This window comes from Microbacterium timonense (assembly GCF_900292075.1).
Classification (GTDB): Bacteria; Actinomycetota; Actinomycetes; order Actinomycetales; family Microbacteriaceae; genus Microbacterium; species Microbacterium timonense.
Window position 1 is genome coordinate 442968 of record NZ_OLMV01000002.1, and the last position, 16397, is coordinate 459364.

General features: G+C 67.5%; 11 protein-coding genes and 1 pseudogene. 6 read left to right on the forward strand and 6 right to left on the reverse strand.

Annotated features, from left to right (window positions below; genetic code table 11):
* Positions 1–77 precede the first annotated feature (77 nt).
* The 3 genes from C9992_RS07940 to C9992_RS07950 are packed head-to-tail and all read left to right on the forward strand — an operon-like array spanning position 78 to position 3390.
* A complete protein-coding gene (locus C9992_RS07940; RefSeq protein WP_106815037.1) occupies positions 78–1511 on the forward strand; it encodes an amidohydrolase family protein in 1434 nt (477 codons plus the stop codon).
* Positions 1498–2415, forward strand: a complete 918-nt coding sequence (locus tag C9992_RS07945) for an MBL fold metallo-hydrolase (RefSeq protein ID WP_106815038.1) — start codon at positions 1498–1500, stop codon at positions 2413–2415. Before C9992_RS07940 ends, C9992_RS07945 begins: the two co-directional genes overlap by 14 nt.
* Before the next feature lie 15 nt (positions 2416–2430).
* A complete protein-coding gene (locus C9992_RS07950; protein ID WP_106815039.1) occupies positions 2431–3390 on the forward strand; it encodes a fumarylacetoacetate hydrolase family protein in 960 nt (319 codons plus the stop codon).
* Between the two features lie 203 nt (positions 3391–3593).
* Here the strand turns inward: C9992_RS07950 and C9992_RS18590 are convergent, their stop codons facing one another.
* The 6 genes from C9992_RS18590 to C9992_RS07980 all read right to left on the reverse strand — a co-directional run bounded on the left by C9992_RS18590 (position 3594) and on the right by C9992_RS07980 (position 12291).
* Positions 3594–4574, reverse strand: coding sequence for a family 43 glycosylhydrolase (locus C9992_RS18590; protein WP_456085559.1), 981 nt, complete (start codon positions 4572–4574; stop codon positions 3594–3596).
* A gap of 64 nt (positions 4575–4638) precedes the next feature.
* Complete coding sequence (locus tag C9992_RS07960; protein WP_106815040.1) at positions 4639–7041, reverse strand: beta-glucosidase; 2403 nt, start codon at positions 7039–7041, stop codon at positions 4639–4641.
* Entirely contained in the window at positions 7038–7892 is an 855-nt protein-coding gene (locus C9992_RS07965; protein ID WP_106815041.1) for an ATP-binding cassette domain-containing protein, read from the reverse strand. The genes C9992_RS07960 and C9992_RS07965 overlap by 4 nt, the downstream gene beginning before the upstream one ends.
* Complete coding sequence (locus tag C9992_RS07970; RefSeq protein WP_106815042.1) at positions 7889–9757, reverse strand: dipeptide/oligopeptide/nickel ABC transporter permease/ATP-binding protein; 1869 nt, start codon at positions 9755–9757, stop codon at positions 7889–7891. The genes C9992_RS07965 and C9992_RS07970 overlap by 4 nt, the downstream gene beginning before the upstream one ends.
* Entirely contained in the window at positions 9754–10695 is a 942-nt protein-coding gene (locus C9992_RS07975) for an ABC transporter permease (protein ID WP_106815043.1), read from the reverse strand. The genes C9992_RS07970 and C9992_RS07975 overlap by 4 nt, the downstream gene beginning before the upstream one ends.
* A gap of 66 nt (positions 10696–10761) precedes the next feature.
* Positions 10762–12291, reverse strand: a complete 1530-nt coding sequence (locus tag C9992_RS07980) for an ABC transporter substrate-binding protein (RefSeq protein WP_106815325.1) — start codon at positions 12289–12291, stop codon at positions 10762–10764.
* 189 nt (positions 12292–12480) lie between these two features.
* Between C9992_RS07980 and C9992_RS07985 the strand changes: the two genes are divergently transcribed.
* The 3 genes and pseudogenes from C9992_RS07985 to C9992_RS08000 form a co-directional block, all read left to right on the forward strand.
* Positions 12481–13155 (forward strand): TetR/AcrR family transcriptional regulator, encoded by a 675-nt coding sequence (locus tag C9992_RS07985; protein ID WP_106815044.1) that lies wholly within the window; start codon positions 12481–12483, stop codon positions 13153–13155.
* A gap of 400 nt (positions 13156–13555) precedes the next feature.
* Positions 13556–14542, forward strand: a complete 987-nt coding sequence (locus C9992_RS07990) for an alpha/beta hydrolase (protein WP_106815045.1) — start codon at positions 13556–13558, stop codon at positions 14540–14542.
* A 1053-nt stretch (positions 14543–15595) separates the two neighbouring features.
* Positions 15596–15820, forward strand: a pseudogene (locus C9992_RS08000) (hypothetical protein); the annotation flags it as partial.
* Between the last annotated feature and the right edge of the window lie 577 nt (positions 15821–16397).

Here is a 16397-nt window from a genome sequence, read left to right on the forward strand (position 1 = left end):
GAGATCACAACCGTTTCGGCTGATGATCGCGAGCACCTGCGGTGCTGTACTGGCAGCGCGAGTTCAAGGAGTGAATCATGGCGCAGAGTCGCACCATCATCCGCAACGCCAGAGTGGTCACGATGGATGAAACCGTCGGCAACCTGGAAGGGGTCGACATCCTGATCGATGAGGGCCTCATCGTGGCGATCGAGGCCGGTATCGCGGCGGATGACGCGGACGTCATCGATGCGACGGGGAAGATCGTCGCTCCCGGCCTCATCGACACCCACCGGCACACCTGGCAGACGCAGATCCGAGGGATCTGCGCCGACTGGACGCTGGGCGACTATCTCGCCGGCGTTCGGTTCACCGTCTCCCCGGCATACTCCGCGGACGATGTGTATCTCGGCAACTACGCGGGTTTCCTCGAGGCGATCGATGCGGGCGTGACGAGCGTTCTGGACTTCTCGCACTGCAACAATTCTCCAGCACACAGTGACGCGGCCCTGCGCGGCATGCGCGACTCGGGCATTCGCGGGGTGCACGCCTACGGATTCTTCAACTCGAGCCCCTACGCGCCGCAGCACTTCACAAGCCATGACGAGCGGATAGACGACTTCCATCGGATCGCCGATGATGCTGCGGACGGCGGCCTTGTCCGGCTCGGCGTCGCTCTGACCGAGCCGGGCGTGATCCCGATTGAGGAGAGCGTCGCCGAAGTCCAAGCCGCACGCTCCCGAGGCGCACTGGTGGTCACCCACACGGGATGTGTTTGGAGTCTCCCCTCTGGCATCACCGAGTTCGAGGAGCGTGACCTGATCGACGCCGATCAGGTGCATGTGCACTGCAACACTCTGACCGATGACGAGTTCGCCATCCTCGCGCGTCACGGCGCCAAGATTTCGATCTCTCCCGAGACCGAGCTCAACATGGGCATGGGCCGGCCGGTGTTTGCGCAAGCCAGGAAGCACGGTTTCAAGCCGACGCTGTCTGCCGACGTCGTCTCCCTCAACTCCGGCGACATGTTCCATCAGCTGCGGCTTGCGATCGCCTTCGCGCGGTGGGCAAGCACGGAGGAGATCAATCTGGGTGGGGGCGACCCCCTCGACGTCACGATATCCGCGCATGAAGCACTCACCTGGGTGACGCGGAACGCGGCTGAGGCCCTGGGGCTGAGCGACGAGGTCGGCACCCTGTCGGTCGGCAAGCGGGCCGATCTCATCATCGTCGGGGGACACGGGAGATCGCAGCACCCCACGCCTGATCCCGAGGGAACTCTCGTGTTCCAGACGACGGCCGGGGATGTCGAGACCGTCATGATCGACGGCAAAATCCTCAAGCGTGGCGGCCAGTTGGTCGGGGTTGACCGGGCGGAACTCGATCGACGCCTCGACGACTCGAGCCGCGCGATCCTCGCGCGAATTGCCGAGTCTGGAGCCGAACTTCCGGGCACACCTCCCGGTGGTATGTTCCCGATCATCCGGGGACTCACCGTTGCGAATCTCGCTGGTAGCGATGCACTCGCCTGAGCTCAGTGAAGTCGCCCGGGGTGTCTGGGCATGGGTTCAAGCGGACGGCACCTGGTGGGTCAACAACGCGGGTCTGATCGCAGGCGACGACGGCGATATCCTCTTCGACACCTGTGCGACGGAGAGGCGCACCCGGCTGTTGCTTGACGCCGTGTCCGTCGCCCGTCCGGACGCCACGCTGCGCTGGGCTGTGAACTCCCATGCACACGGCGATCACACGTACGGCAACAGCCTGCTCCCACGGACGGTGACGATCATCGGTCACGAACAGATGCGGGCCACGCTGGCGGCCGACCCGGTGATCGACGGATGCCCGCCGTTCTGGAGTCCCAACCCCGATTGGGGAGGCGTCGTGAAGCGACTTCCCGACGTTACCGTGGCGGGCCGCACCAGCGTGTGGAGCGGTGACGTTCGAGTCGATCTCCAAGCTCCCGGATACCCGGCTCACACCACGGGCGATCTGGTCGCGTGGGTGCCCCACGCGCGCGTGCTGTTCGCAGGAGACCTCCTCTTCGCCGGCTTGACGCCTCTCGCTTTCATGGGGTCAATCGATGGTGCGTTGCGTTCCCTCGACTGGGTCGAGGCTATCGACGCTGAAACCGTGGTTCCAGGTCACGGTCCCGTTCTGTCTGGCACGCAGATCAGCAATGAGATCCAGCGGCAGCGAGAGTACTACGAGTTCGTTCACGCGGCGGCAGAAGCTGCATGGGCACGTGGCGCGTCGCCTTTGGAAGCCGCACGCGAACTCGATCTCGGCAGGTTCGGCGACTGGCCGGATGCAGAACGCATCGTGCTCAACATTCATCGAGCGTTCGCCGACATCGAGGGAGGCGAGGTCGATGTGATGGATGCGTTCCGCGACGCCGTGGCACTCCACGGTGGCCCGTTGAGAACCGCGGTCTAGCGAGAAGGAGAGTTCATGCGTTTTGTCACCTTCCGCCATGCATCGGGCGTTCGCTGCGGCGTCATCGAGGGAGACCTGATCCACGCATTCGAGCCCGGGGTCCGCCTCATGGATCTGCTCGACGCAGGAGGTCTTCGCCTTCGCGAAGAGGGAGACGTGGCGCTGCGCTCATCCCGGTTGACGCTCCCGCTCAACACCGTGGAGTTGTGCGCTCCGCTACCGCACCCCGTCACAATCCGCGATTACATGACGTTCGAACAGCATGTAGAGGGAGTCGTCAAGCTCGCCACCCCGGACGGCGACGTGCCGGAGTACTGGTATGAGGCCCCGGCGTTCTACTTCAGCAATCCGAACTCCATCCACGGGCCCTTTCAAGACGTCGCCATCCCGCCTGGGTGTGCACGCTTCGACTTTGAACTCGAGGTTGCCGCCGTACTGGGCGGTGGCGGGCATGACCTCTCAGCGGACGAGGCTGACCGGCTGATCGCCGGATTCGTCCTGCTCAACGACTGGTCAGCGCGTGACCTCCAGTTTCGCGAGATGACCGTTCGTCTCGGACCGGCGAAAGGTAAGGACGCTGCGACATCACTAGGCCCATGGCTGGTCACAAGTGAAGAGCTCGAGCCCCTTCGTCACCGCGCCTCGTATGACATCACTCTGACTGCCAGCATCAACGGTGAGATCATCGGAAGTGACAGCCTCAGCAACATGTCCTTCAGCTTCGGCCAAATGATCGCCTACGCGTCACGCGGCACCGACGTGTGCACCGGCGAACTGTTCGGATCTGGCACAAGCGGCGGCGGATGCCTCGCCGAACTCTGGGGTCGACATGGGACCGATTTTCTTCCCTCGCTTCAGGAGGGCGACGTCGTCACGATCGAAGGAGGGCTCCTCGGCCGGCAAGTCGCCCAGATCGTCAACGGCAGTCCGGGAAGGAACTTCTCCGAGTACCACGCGGTGAGCGCGCGCGGATGAGCTCGGCACGCGTCGGGTGAGCAGCGTTGTGGACGTCACATGCGACAGCTTCTCGGGGATGCCGCCACCGGTGAACAGGTCGGGCAGACGCCGGGCGATCTCGGTGCGGTACTCCCCGCGGGGACCGCGTTCAGTGACTCGGCGATGTTCAGCGTGCGATACTCGCGATCGGCCGGCATAGCCTCAAGGAACTCGGCGGGGTGTCACCGATCAGGTGAGTCCGGCGCTCCTCCCGTCACGACTGGGCGCGTGCGACCCTCACCGCCATGAACTGCCGGCCGGGCAATTCGACGCGCACGGAGCCCGCGGCGTGGGTGCCCGGAAGGCGCTCGATCGTCATGTTCCAGGTGTCGATGACGTCGATCGTCCACCCAGACGCCGTCCGGCGCCTCGGCGATCAGCTGCTCGAGGAAGCGGATGCGATCGGGGGACGTGCCGTGCAGCACACCCCCCTTCGACCACCACAGCACCTCGTCGAGGACGACCGGCTTGCCCCAGCGATCGCGCCATTCGTCGGTGTTCTCGGCCGTGCGGTACACGTCAACCCGCTGTACGCCCACGTGCGTGGGACCGGGTCGATGGCGGGCCAGCCATCTTCCTCCCACCGCACGCCGGTGACGAAGGTCTCGCGGCCCAGCGCCGAGAACGCACGGGTCATGCTCCGGGGGCGCACTCCGAGAAGCACGCACAAGCCACTCCCCCGCGGGTCCGCTCACAAGGTCGCCGTGCCCGGTATTCTGCACGGGGCAGATCGTCGAGCGCGCGAAGACCAGCGGGTTCTGCGGTGCGGTCTCGAACGGCCCCTCCGGGGACTCGCCGCGGGCGATCGAGACGCCGTGGCCGCGCTCCGTGCCGCCCTCGGCGATCATCAGGTACCAGCGGCCGCCCACGCGGTACAGATGCGGCGCCTCGGGGAACTGCCCGCCCGTGCCGGACCACAGCGAGCGCGGCTCCTCCAGGGCGATGTGGTTCTCGAGGTCGACCCGCACCTGCTGAATGCCGAGGTGACGCCCCGCATCCTCGCCTTCCAGCACCAGCCCGGAGAACGTGATGTAGACCTTGCCGTCCTCTCCCCACGCGATATCCGGGTCGATGCCGTCGAGGGAACCCGAGCCGTCCTGCTTCAGGATGAGGGCGCCATCACTCCACGGGCCGGCGGCATCCGTCGCGGTGAAGCGCAGCATGCCGCGCCCCAGGCGAGCCGGTCGTCGACCCGTCCGCGCAGCGTGCCGGTGAACGTGGACGCGGTCACGCCAGCTCCCACTCGACGTGCAGTGGCAGGTCCGCGACCGAGGGGCCGACGCGCAGCGTGTACGCACCGGGTTCGACGACCCACTCCCCGTCCCAATGCGCGAGGCGACGAGCCGGCACGGGAACGGTGGCCGTGATGGTCTCCCCCGGCTCGGCGTGCACGACGGCGAAGCCGACGAGCCAGAGCGCCGGACGCTCCACGGCGGAGTCCGCGCGCTCCGCATAGACCTGCACGACCTGCTTGCCTGCACGCGCCCCGGTGTTCGCGAGCGTCACCTCGACCGCGTCCTCGTGCCGTTGTGCCGCACACCAAGTCCACGACGTGTAGCCGAGGCCGTGGCCGAACGGGAACGCGGGGGCGACCGCATCCTTCAGCCACGCGCGATACCCGATGTGGATGCCCTCCTCGTAGACGAGGCGGCCGTCGACCGGGGTGACGTCGGTCACCGGGGCGTCGGCGAGCGATGCCGGCCAGGTGGTGGGCAGGCGCCCGCCGGGCTCGGCGGCGCCCGTGAGGATGTCGGCGATCGCGTGCCCGAACTCCTGGCCGCCGAAGTAGCCCTGCACGACCGCGGCGACCTCGCCCGCCCAGGGCAGCGCCACCGGCGAGCCGGCGTTCACGACGACGACCGTCGGCGTCCCCGTGGCCGCGACGGCGCGCACGAGGTCGTCCTGCCTCCCGGGGAGGTCGAGGTCCACGCGGTCGTAGCCCTCCGACTCAACCTTCGAATTCGTACCCACGACGACGATCGCGACCTCGGCCGCTCGCGCCGCGTCTACGGCCCGGGCGATGAGCTCGTCGGGATCGGTGTGCTCCGGTGCGATGCCCAGGGTGACGCTCAGCGCACCGTCGAGCGCGCCGCTCGACTCGCGGCTGAACTCGGCGCGGATGTCGATCGCCCGGCCGGCCTCGACCTGCACCGCGGTCGTGAGCGACGGCGGGTTCAGGAAGGCGGCCCCCAGATCGGCCCCCTCGATGATGGGGCTGTCGTCGAGCACGAGCTCGCCGTCCACGAAGACGCGCCCCGGATTGGCGCCCGCGAACCCGAGCTGGATCTCGCCGGACTCGGCCGGGGTGTACCGGGTCTCCAGCACCACGGTCCGGCTCGCCGCGATCGGGGCGTCGCCGCCGAACCACACGAGCGCGGTCGCCCGTCGGTCCTCGGCGAACAGCTCTTCGCCGTCGGCGCCGAAGAACGACACGCGCAGGCCCGGGGTGCCGGTGACCGGGTTCACGATCGTCGCCAGCGGGATCTCGGCCACGCCTTCCTGCACGACGGCGCCGATCTCGTAGCGCAGCCCCGCTCCGGGCAGCGCGGCGCGGAGGGCGTCGAGCGGCGAGACGACGTTCTCCGGCAGCACGGTCGCCGAGCCGCCGCCCTGCGTGCGAGCCTCTCTCGCGTTGTGGCCGATGACCGCCAGCGCGCCCAGTGCCGGCCCGTCGAGCGGGAGCACGCCGTCGTTGCGCAGCAGGACGCTGCCGGCGATCGCCGCCTCCCTGGCGAACGCAGGGCCGTCGAGCGGCGCCGGGGCGACGGCATCCGCGCCTTCGAGGGCGCCGACGCGCTCGGCGAGAAGGAGGATGCGCAGGACCTTGCGGTCGATGTCGGACTCCTGCACGCGGCCGTCGCGGACGGCGGCGACCAGGTCCGCCCACGCCGGGGTGGGGCCCGGCATGGCGAGGTCCTGCGCCGCGGCGACGGCGTCGAGCGATCGCACGGCCGTCCAGTCGCTGACGACGACGCCGTCGAAGCCCCACTCGCTGTTCAGCGGGTTCTCGAGCAGGTCGTTCTCCGTCATCGTCACGCCGTCGACGGAGTTGTAGGCGCTCATGATCGACCAGGCGCCCGCCTCGACCGCCCGTTCGAACGGAGCGAGGTACAGCTCGCGCAGGGCGCGCTCGTCCACCTCGATGTCGACGGTGAAGCGGTCGGTCTCGGAGTCGTTCGCGACATAGTGCTTCGGTGTCGCGGCGACGCCGTAGTCCTGTAGGCCGCGCACGTAGGCGGCGCTCAGCTGGGCGGTGAGCTCCGGATCCTCGCTGAAGCACTCGAAGTGGCGGCCGCCGAGCGGCGAGCGGTGCAGGTTGATGGTCGGGCCGAGCACAACGTCGACGCCCTTGCGACGGGCCTCGGATGCGACGGCAGCACCGTACCGGTGGGCGAGGCCCACGTCCCACGATGCGGCGAGCGCGGAGGCCGACGGGAGGTTCACCGACGGCTCGCGCTCATCCCAGCGCGGCCCGCGCACGCCGGCGGGCCCGTCCGACAGCGTGAGCGCGCGCAGACCGATCTCAGGAAGCGGCACCGTGGTCCAGAAGTCGGCGCCCTGGATCAGCGCCGCCTTCTGCTCGAGCGTCAGCTTCTCGAGGAGGGGGATCAGGTGGTCGGCGGCGGTCATGCGGTTGCTCCTTCGGACGCGGCCTGGGCGGCAGCGAGCTCACGCCGGGTGTGGCGGCGCTCCGCCTGCGCGTCGGGGTCCGGGACGGGTGCGGCGAGGAAGAGCCGCTGAGTGTAGGGATGCTCCGGGCGTGCGGTCACCTGATCGCCGTCGCCCGTCTCGACGAGCTCGCCGCGGTACATCACCGCGACGCGGTGGCTGATGTGGCGCACGACGGCCAGGTCGTGCGAGATGAACAGGTAGGCGACGCCGGTCCGCTCCTGGATCTCGATGAAGAGGTCCAGCACGCGGGCCTGGGTGGACAGATCGAGCGCCGAGACCGGCTCGTCGCACACGATGAGCTTCGGATCCAGCGCCAGCGCGCGAGCGATCGCCACGCGCTGGCGCTGGCCGCCCGAGAACTCCCGGGGCAGCCGGCGGGCAGCATCCGCCGGCAGTCCGACACGGTCGAGCAGGTCCCGCACGCCTCCGCGCGCCTCCTTCGCGGCCACGCCGCGGGCGGTGAGCGGCTCGGCGAGGATCTGCTCGATCGTGAGCGCGGGGTTCAGGGACGAGTACGGGTCTTGGAACACGACCTGGATCTCGGAGCTGAGCTCCCGGCGCTGTCGGCGGTTCAGGTGCGAGATGTCCCGCCCGCCATACTCGATGCTCCCGCCGGTGACGGGGGCGAGGCCGAGCACGGCGCGGCCCAGCGTGGTCTTCCCCGAGCCGGACTCGCCAACGAGGCCGACCGTTTCACCCGGGCGGATGTCGAGCGACACGCCCTTGAGCGCGCGGAACGGCTCCGCGCGCAACCCCTTGCCCGGGTACGAGACCTCGAGGTCGCGGACGTTCAGCAGGCTGGTCATCATCGTCTTCCTTCGCCCTGCACGAGTGCCCCGCGAGCGGGTCCGCCGTCGAGGATGGCGTTCAGCAGCGACGTCGTGTACGCGTGCTGCGGTGTCTTCAGGATCGTGCGCACCGGCCCCTGCTCGACGAACAGGCCCTGCTGCATCACGGTGACCCGGTCGCACAGATCAGCGACGACGCCGAAGTTGTGGGTGACCAGGAGCATCGCCAGGTTCCGTTCGCGCTGCAGGTCGCGCAGCAGGTCGAGCACCTCTGCCTGCACTGTCACGTCGAGGGCCGTGGTCGGCTCGTCGGCGACGATCAGGTCGGGGTCGGTCGACACGGCGCCGGCGATAAGCACGCGCTGCGCCATGCCGCCGGACACCTCGAACGGATACGCGTCGAAGGTGCGCCGGGGATTCGGGATGCCGACGCGGTCGAGCAGCGCCAGCGAGCGCTCGGTCGCCTCCTTCTTCGAGAGGCCGAGGTGCTTGCGCAGCGGCTCGACGAGCTGCGATCCGATCGTGAACGACGGGTCGAGGTTGCTCATCGGCTCCTGAGGGATGTACCCGATGCGCTTGCCGCGGATGCCGCCGTAGACGCGCTCGCCTGCGTCGGCCAGCTGGGTGCCCTCGTAGTCGATCGAGCCGCCGGAGACGTGTCCGCCGCGGGGAAGGAGGCCGAGCACCGCGAAGGCCGTCTGCGTCTTGCCCGAGCCGGACTCGCCGACAAGACCGTGGATCTCGCCCTTGCGGATGTCCAGGGAGACGCCGTGCACCACCTCGATGTCCGGGCCGTCCGCCTGCTGGTAGGCGACGCGGAGATCGCGGATCTGCAGGACGGTCGCCTGCGCGTCGCGGGCCGCATCCTCACCCTCGTGCACGATCGTCGCGCCGGCGACCGGCAGCGGCGCGGAGTCCTCGAGCGGCGCGGCGTCCGCCCCTCCCATCGCGAACGAGGTCGTGACGGCGGCGATCGAGCCCGTGGCGGTGGTCACGGCGCGCTGACGGCGACGGCGCACCGTGCTCGTGCGCTCGAGCACGTCGCGCATGACGTTGGCCAGCAGCGTCAGCGCGATGCAGGCGAGACCGATGGCGAGCGACGGCCAGACCATCAGCAGCGGCTGCCGGTAGATGTTCGCGAAGCCGTCGCTGAGCATCGAGCCCCACGTCGGGATCGTCATGTCCCCGAGACCGAGGAAGTCGAGACCCGACTGGATGGCGATCGCGATGCCGGCGATGATCGCCGTCTGCAGGATGATCGGCGCGCGGACCACCGAGAGGATGTGGCGGCCGATGATGCGCACGTCGGAGAGGCCCGACACGCGCGCCGCGTCTACGTAGAGCTCCTCGCGAACGCCCACGACGGCGGCGTACACCAGCCGGTAGTAGGCCGGTGCGAGCAGGATGCCGAAGATCAGCATCGCCCACCAGACCGATGGACCGAGCACCGAGCGGGCGGCGACGAGGACGACGATGCCGGGGAGCGCCATCGTGAGGGAGGTCACCCACGACGTGAGTCCGTCGAACCAGCCTTTGAAGTACCCCGCGATCAGGCCGGAGACGACGCCGATCACGAGTGACGTGACGATCGCGATGGATGCCGCCGCGAGCGTGAGCGACGTCGCGGTGAGCAGGCGCGAGAGCACGTCGCGGCCGCCGCTGTCGTTGCCGAGCAGGTGGTCGGCGCTGGGCGGTGCGAGCACGAGCTGCAGCGACGCCTCGTTCGGATCGTACGGCGCGATCAACGGGCCGAAGATCGCGACCAGCACGACGAAGGCGAGATAGAGGAGCGCGATCACGCCGACCGGCTTACGCAGGAGGCGCCGGAACAGCGACGTGCGCGCGTGCGGGGTGGGGATCGCGGGAGCGGCGTCGATGGCGGTCATGACAGTCGCACCTTCGGGTTGAGCGCAGCCTGCGCGAGGTCGATGAGGAGATTGACGATGATCACGATGGCGGCGATGGCCACGACGAGGCCCATCATCACGGGGATGTCGCCCTGCAGGCCCGCCTGGACCGTCAGCTGACCCATGCCCGGAAGGGCGAAGACCTGCTCCACGATCACGGCGCCGCCGAGCAGGCCGATGAACTGCACGGCGAGGATCGCGAGGGCGGGGCCGCCGGCGTTGCGCAGAGCGTGCTTGTAGACGACGCTGCGGGTGTCGAGACCGCGCGCGCGGAGCGTGCGGACGTAGTCCCGCGACATCGCATCGATCATCGATCCGCGGATCTGCTGCGTCACCGCGGCGATCGCGCCGATCGAGAGCGCTGCGATCGGGAGCGTGATGGACGACAGCCACCCGGCGAACGACTCGGTCATCGGCACGTAGCCGGTCGCCTTGAACCACCGGAGGTTGATGGCGAAGATCAGCACCAGGTAGAGCGCGATGAGGAATCCCGGGATCGCGAAGCCGAGCACGGAGAGGAACTGGACGGTGCCGTCGACCGGTCCGCTGCGGCGAGCGGCGAGGACGCCGAGGATCACCGAGACGACCGCCGTGACGATCGTGGTGCCGATGACGATCGACAGCGTCACCGCCAGGCGTCCCGAGAGGCTGACCGAGACGAGCTGACCGTTGAACCAGGAGCGTCCGAGGTCGCCGGTCAGCGCGTTGGTGAGCCAGTCCCAGTACTGCACGACGAGCGGGCGGTCGAGCCCCAGCTCCTGCGACTTCTGCGCGACGAGCTCGGGCGTCGCGGTCTGCCCCAGGATGCGACGGGCGATGTTCGCGCTGTCGAGGTACAGGAGGGAGAACGCGAGGACGGAGATCACGAAGAGGAGGACGACGCCGGCGAAGAGCCGGCGCAGGACGAATGCGAGCATGCTGCGCTCCAGGATGTGCGTGAGTGGGGAGCCGGCCCGCCCCGACGGGCGGGCCGGCCGGGACGCCTACTGCTTCGGCTGGAAGTCGTAGATGGCGGGATAGGCGTTGGTCGGGAGTGTCTCGACCGTCGTGTTCGCGTCGGTCGCGAAGCTGCCCTGGACCCGGAAGAAGGGCGCGAACCAGGCCTGCTCGACGATGTACGCGTTCAGCTCCTTCGCGACGGACGCCTGTGTCGCCTCGTCGCCGAACTGGATCTCCCGCATGTACTCGTTGACCTTCGGGTCCTCGTACTTGAACGGGTTGAACACCGCGGACGGCGCCAGCATGAAGTTGATCAGCTGCCAGTCCGGGTTCTGCTCAAGCACCATGAACGACGCGGGAAACTTCGGTGCCAGCAGGTCGGCGATGAAGTTGTTGGCCGCGACCTCCGTGTAGTTCACGGTGATGCCGACGTCGGCGAGTTGCTGCTGGATGAGGGTCGGGGCGGTGGTGCCGAGGGCCGACCCGGTGGGCATGCTCAAGGTGAAGCCGTCGGGGTAGCCGGCTTCCGCGAGGAGCTTCTTCGCCTTCTTGGGGTCGTACGTGTAGTACTCGTCGAGCTCGGGGTCGTAGGCCTCGCTGCTTGCGCTGAACACCTGCGTGGTGACGGTGCCCTTGTCGGCTCCGATCGCCTTCAGCAGTCCCTCGCGGTCGAACGCGTAGTTGATGGCCTGGCGGACCCTGACGTCCGCGAGCTCAGGCGCCTGGATGCCGGCGCGGTCGAGCAGGAGCAGTCCCTGGAAGTCGAGCTCGTGGGCGTTGATGGTCCAGCCGGCGCGCTCCACCTCGGCGAGGTTGTCGTTGGTGACGAGCGTGACGCCGTTCACCTCGCCCGCTTTGATGGCGTTCAGCGCGGCGGTCGGCTCGGACAGCACGTTGATCGTGACGCCGTCGTAGTGCTGGACATCGGGGTTCCAGTAGTCCTCGTTCTTCGTGTAGACGTACGAGGTCCCGGTGACGGTCGCCGCGGTGTCGAGGGCGTAGGGGCCCGAGCCGACCGGGTTCGTCGCGATGTCGGCGCTGTCGAGCGACTCGGCGCTGGCGATCAGTCCCGGGTCGCGGGTGAGGTAGTTGAGGAACGCGGGGTCGGGCGCCGCGAGCGTGATGATGACCGTCTGGTCGTCGGGTGCGTCGAGGCTCGCGACGCCCGCGAGGTAGCCCGCGTCCGGCGACGTGCCGTCCTTGAAGCGCTGCAGGTTCTGCACCACGACGTCGCCGGTGAGGGTCGAGCCGTCGGTGAAGGTAACGTCGTCGCGCAGCGTGAGGGTGAGAACGGTGTTGTCCTCGTTGTACGACCACTCGGTCGCGAGCCACGGCTCAATCGTGCCCTCGGGCGTCGCGAGCAGGAGCGTGTCGAACACGGACTGATAGAACGGGGCGCGGTTGCCCCACTCGGCGCCGGCCGGGTCGAGGGTGGTGGGTGCGAGCATCGCACCGAGGGTGAGGGTGCCTCCACTCCCGTCGCCCGTCCCGCCGTCTTCGGCTGCGCCGGCGCAGCCGGTGAGGGCGAGGGCGGCGATGGCGAAGGTGGCTGCTGTGGCCTTCCAGCGGATCATCATTGGTCCCTTCATCGGGTGGGCGGCACCCCTGCGGACCGCCTCTGACGAAAGAAGCTAGCATAAAAACGAGTGATCACTAGGTTTTAGCCCAGAAAAAGCTAGCGATCACTCGCATTTGGCTATAGAACGGTCGTGGGGGCTGCGCAGACCCGTGACGGCGCAGATGACAGGGATACGGTGATAGCGATGACGAACGCCTCGACAAGTACCGCGAAAGCGCCGCGCAAGGCGCGCGGAGAATACGCGAAGTCCCGCGAACGCCGCAAGGCGATCCTCGACGCCGCCCTCGAGGTCTTCGCCGAGGGTGGCTACAGATCCGGTTCCCTCCGCGAAGTCGCACAGCGCGTCGGCATCAGCGAAGCCGGCCTGCTGCACCACTTCCCCAATAAGGTCGCACTGCTCGAGGCCGTGCTCGAGCGCCGAGACGACCGCTCGTTCGAGATGGTGCCACTCGACTCGGACGACCCGCACGCCGTGCTGCGCGGAGTCGTGGCGCTGGCTGCGCACAACGCGACGGTGCCGGGAGTGGTCGAGCTCTACTGCACCCTGTCTGCGGAGGCCACGGCGCCTGACCACCCCGCTCACGCCTATTTCGCACGCCGCTACGACACCACGCGGACGTCGTTCGTCAGGTTATTCACCGACCTCGCCACCCAAGGCGTGCTGCGCCCCGGCGTCGAGCCGCAGCAGGCCGCGATCGCTCTCATTGCGCTCTGGGACGGGTTGCAAGTGCAGTGGCTGCTCAACCGCGGAATCGTCGACATCGCCGCCTCGCTGCGCAGGTTCATCGACGCGCTGGCCGACGTGGAGTGGGAGGAACCCGCCGACGCCGCGGGTCCCGCTGAGGAGGGCGAGGGATGACGCGCCGTCCAATCGGCGGTTCGAGCCAAGACGGGGGTGGTGGCCGACGGCACCGCGCCCTTCATTGCGGACGAGCTGACCGTCTCGACGAATGCCGCTGATAGCGATGCAGTCCGCAACGTCTGCACGCGATTCGGTGAGAAGTCTGATGTCAAGATGAATATCGTCGCGACTCTCGCCGACACTTCGAATCGGCAGTCCAGACAAAGTGGCCCAGGGGGGACCGTCCCGACATCTGGAGTACCACGCTACGTCGAACTCTTGGTCCCTGATCCTGCAGAGAACCTCATCGCCTGCGAGTCGACGAGCAACCAGCTTGCGCGGGTAGATCGTTCGACCGCACACGCCCCAAGTTCGCAAACCTGCCATGATCCAGTGGCGGTAAACGAAGGAGTTCACAATGACAGCGACACTCGCACGCCCGCCCTTCGACCCCGAGTTGGAAGCGCCGCTGCAGGAAATCCGAGGGCAGATGCCGCTGGAACTGACGCTCGATATGATCCCCGCGCTCCGCGCGAACTTCATCACCGACCAGGAGGCTCTTGAGGCTCGCTTGACCGCGTTGGGTCTGTCACGCCGTGACGTTACGGTTCCGGGCTATCGCGGAGACGACATTGTGCTGACGGTGATCGCTCGGAATGACCGCGCCGGAAGCGGGCCCGGCATCTATCACACGCATGGCGGCGGGATGATGCTCGGCGACCGCCTGGGCGGCGTGGAGGTCTTCTTCGGCGCGATCGAACGCCACGATGCGGTGCTGGTCAGCGTCGATTACCGATTGGCACCGGAGTTCCCCGATCCCTATCCGGTCGAAGATTGCTTCGCCGGTCTCCTGTGGATGGCGGAGCACGCTGAGGAACTGGGCATCGATGGATCCCGCATTCTGATCGGCGGTGGTAGCGCCGGAGGGGGTCTCGCGGCCGGCACGGCACTGCTCGCCCGCGACCGGGGCGGCCCCTCACTGCTTGGCCAGGTCTTGATGTGCCCGATGATCGATGATCGCGACGCGACGGTCTCGACAAGGCAGATCGATGGTGTGGGTCTTTGGGACCGAGAGGCCAACATTGCTGGGTGGACAGCGCTCTTAGGCGATCGGAGAGGCACGCCGGATGTCTCGATCTACGCTGCGCCAGCACGCGCAACGGATTTATCCAACCTGCCGTCCACCTACATAGATTGCGGCAGTGCGGAGGTGTTCCGTGATGAGGATGTCGCCTACGCCACGAGACTGTGGGAGGCCGGCGTTCAAGCCGAGTTGCACGTGTGGGCTGGCGGGTTCCACGGGTTCGAAATCGTCCCGCACGCCACCGTGTCCCGTGCCGCCGCGGCGGCGAGAGAACAATGGCTGGACCGCATCCTGGTTCTTACTAGTTCCCGGTCTGGCTAGGAAACCCTCGACCTCCCGTCCCTAGAAGAGCGCTAGCGGCGTCAACGCTTTCAGCTGTGTATGGACGAGCGCGGGTGACCTCGCCCGGGTCATGACCGACGCGCACAGGCACAATCGGAGACTGAGGTACGTCGCGTGCGGAGACGTCCCAATCATGTGCATCGCACCTTGTGGGAACCAAGGAGAGCTTTGTGGGGTGTGGCTGCCCGGAGCGGGATCGGTGAAGTCGCACATAATCTGCGCGTGGCAGAACGGGTCAGTGGTGCCGTCGAAGTCGGCCGCCATCACGACGTGCTCGTGAGGCTCCGTGTGCCAGCAGCTCAGGCGCACGGACGCGCGGGCGATGTCGGGCATCACGATATGGCAGCGAGAGCATCGGGGCTTCGTCCCGGCGTCGAAGTCGAGATAGGTCATCAGGCGGCGGGCTCGATTGACTGGGGGCCGTCTACCTTCATGCCGCAAGAGCGCCTGGTCGATGCGCAGCTGCCCGGCCTCCGCCATGCCCGCGCACACGGCCTCGTCAACGAGCGCGTGGGTCCTCGAGGAGGTGGATTCTCTCGATCATTAGCATGAACGAGGCCGCGAGTCCCCCGATGCCGGCGGCGAGAACGCGATGCCGGTGCGCTTGACTGGTGCCGGCGTCGCACTCATGAGTAGCGAGGATCTTGCCGACCGCGGCACGCAACTGGGTCGCATCTAAGGTCGAGGCTCGACATCGCCGCCGCTACCGCCGCGGCCGAACATCACCACCATCGTCAACCGCGCGATCGCCGAGAACTTCAGCGAGTACCGGCTCAAGCACGCCACCCTGCAGGCAATCCTGCGAGCCGCTTTCTCCGCTGCATCGCACTGCGACTGGACGACGACCCCGACGCCGAATGGACCGCCATCGCGACCTCACCGCCGACGACGGCCGGATCATCCCACCCTGGCTTGCCCCAGCCGTCGTGAAGCGCGGAATGAAAGACGAGAAGTGGGAAGTCGAACGCGGGTAGGCGCTATCGAGTCCGGTACCGCCGACCCGACGGCACGCAGACCGACAAACGTGGATTCAAGACGAAGCGCGACGCGGAGCTCTTTCTCGCAAGCGTGCAACTCACAAGAGCGAAAGGTGCATTTCTCGACGCCGTGTCCTACGCGCTCGATCGGTCAAGAGCCGCACAGCTTTGTAGCGACGCCTCAAGTCACCATCCCTCAACGGATGCGGGCAAAATGTGGGCACGGGTCGCTAAATCATCACGCGTATCCCAGAAATCCGAAGAAACCAACGATCCTTGACGCGGATGTACCGCGGAGACGGAGGGATTCGAAACTCGCCGAGAGGCGTACGCTCGGAGCCTCTTAAGTCCTTCTCGTCCCCGAATCCGCGGATCTACGCGTTCGGCACCGGTACGAGAGTTCCCTCCAGTCGTTCTCGATCCCCCTCGTTCCGCGACATCCGTGGGCACCAGGTGAACCGGCGTGCCAGCGACGGTTGAAGAACCGGCCAAAGCGACGGCTTGCATTCCAGCGGTCGTCGCAACAGGCGGATCACTCATGAATTGAGCGGAGAAGGCGAGATCGTGCCGGCGTCCGGTCGCGAGATGTGTGGCGATTCCCTCGTCGAACAGAGACGGATAGGGAACGATGCGCTGCTCATGTGCTTCGGGGTACCGAAGACTAGGGAGCCACGCACATCAGCGACCGCGCGACGCACGTGCACGATTCGGATCGCCGGATCCACGTCAGCCGGCCTCAGCGCTGAAGCCTCACCCCAGCGCAGCCCGCTATCGGCAAGGAACATGACCAGCGTGCCCCACTCCCCGACGCCGTCTGCGAGCGCATGCACCTGTAGATGGCTCAGGTAGTGACGCTC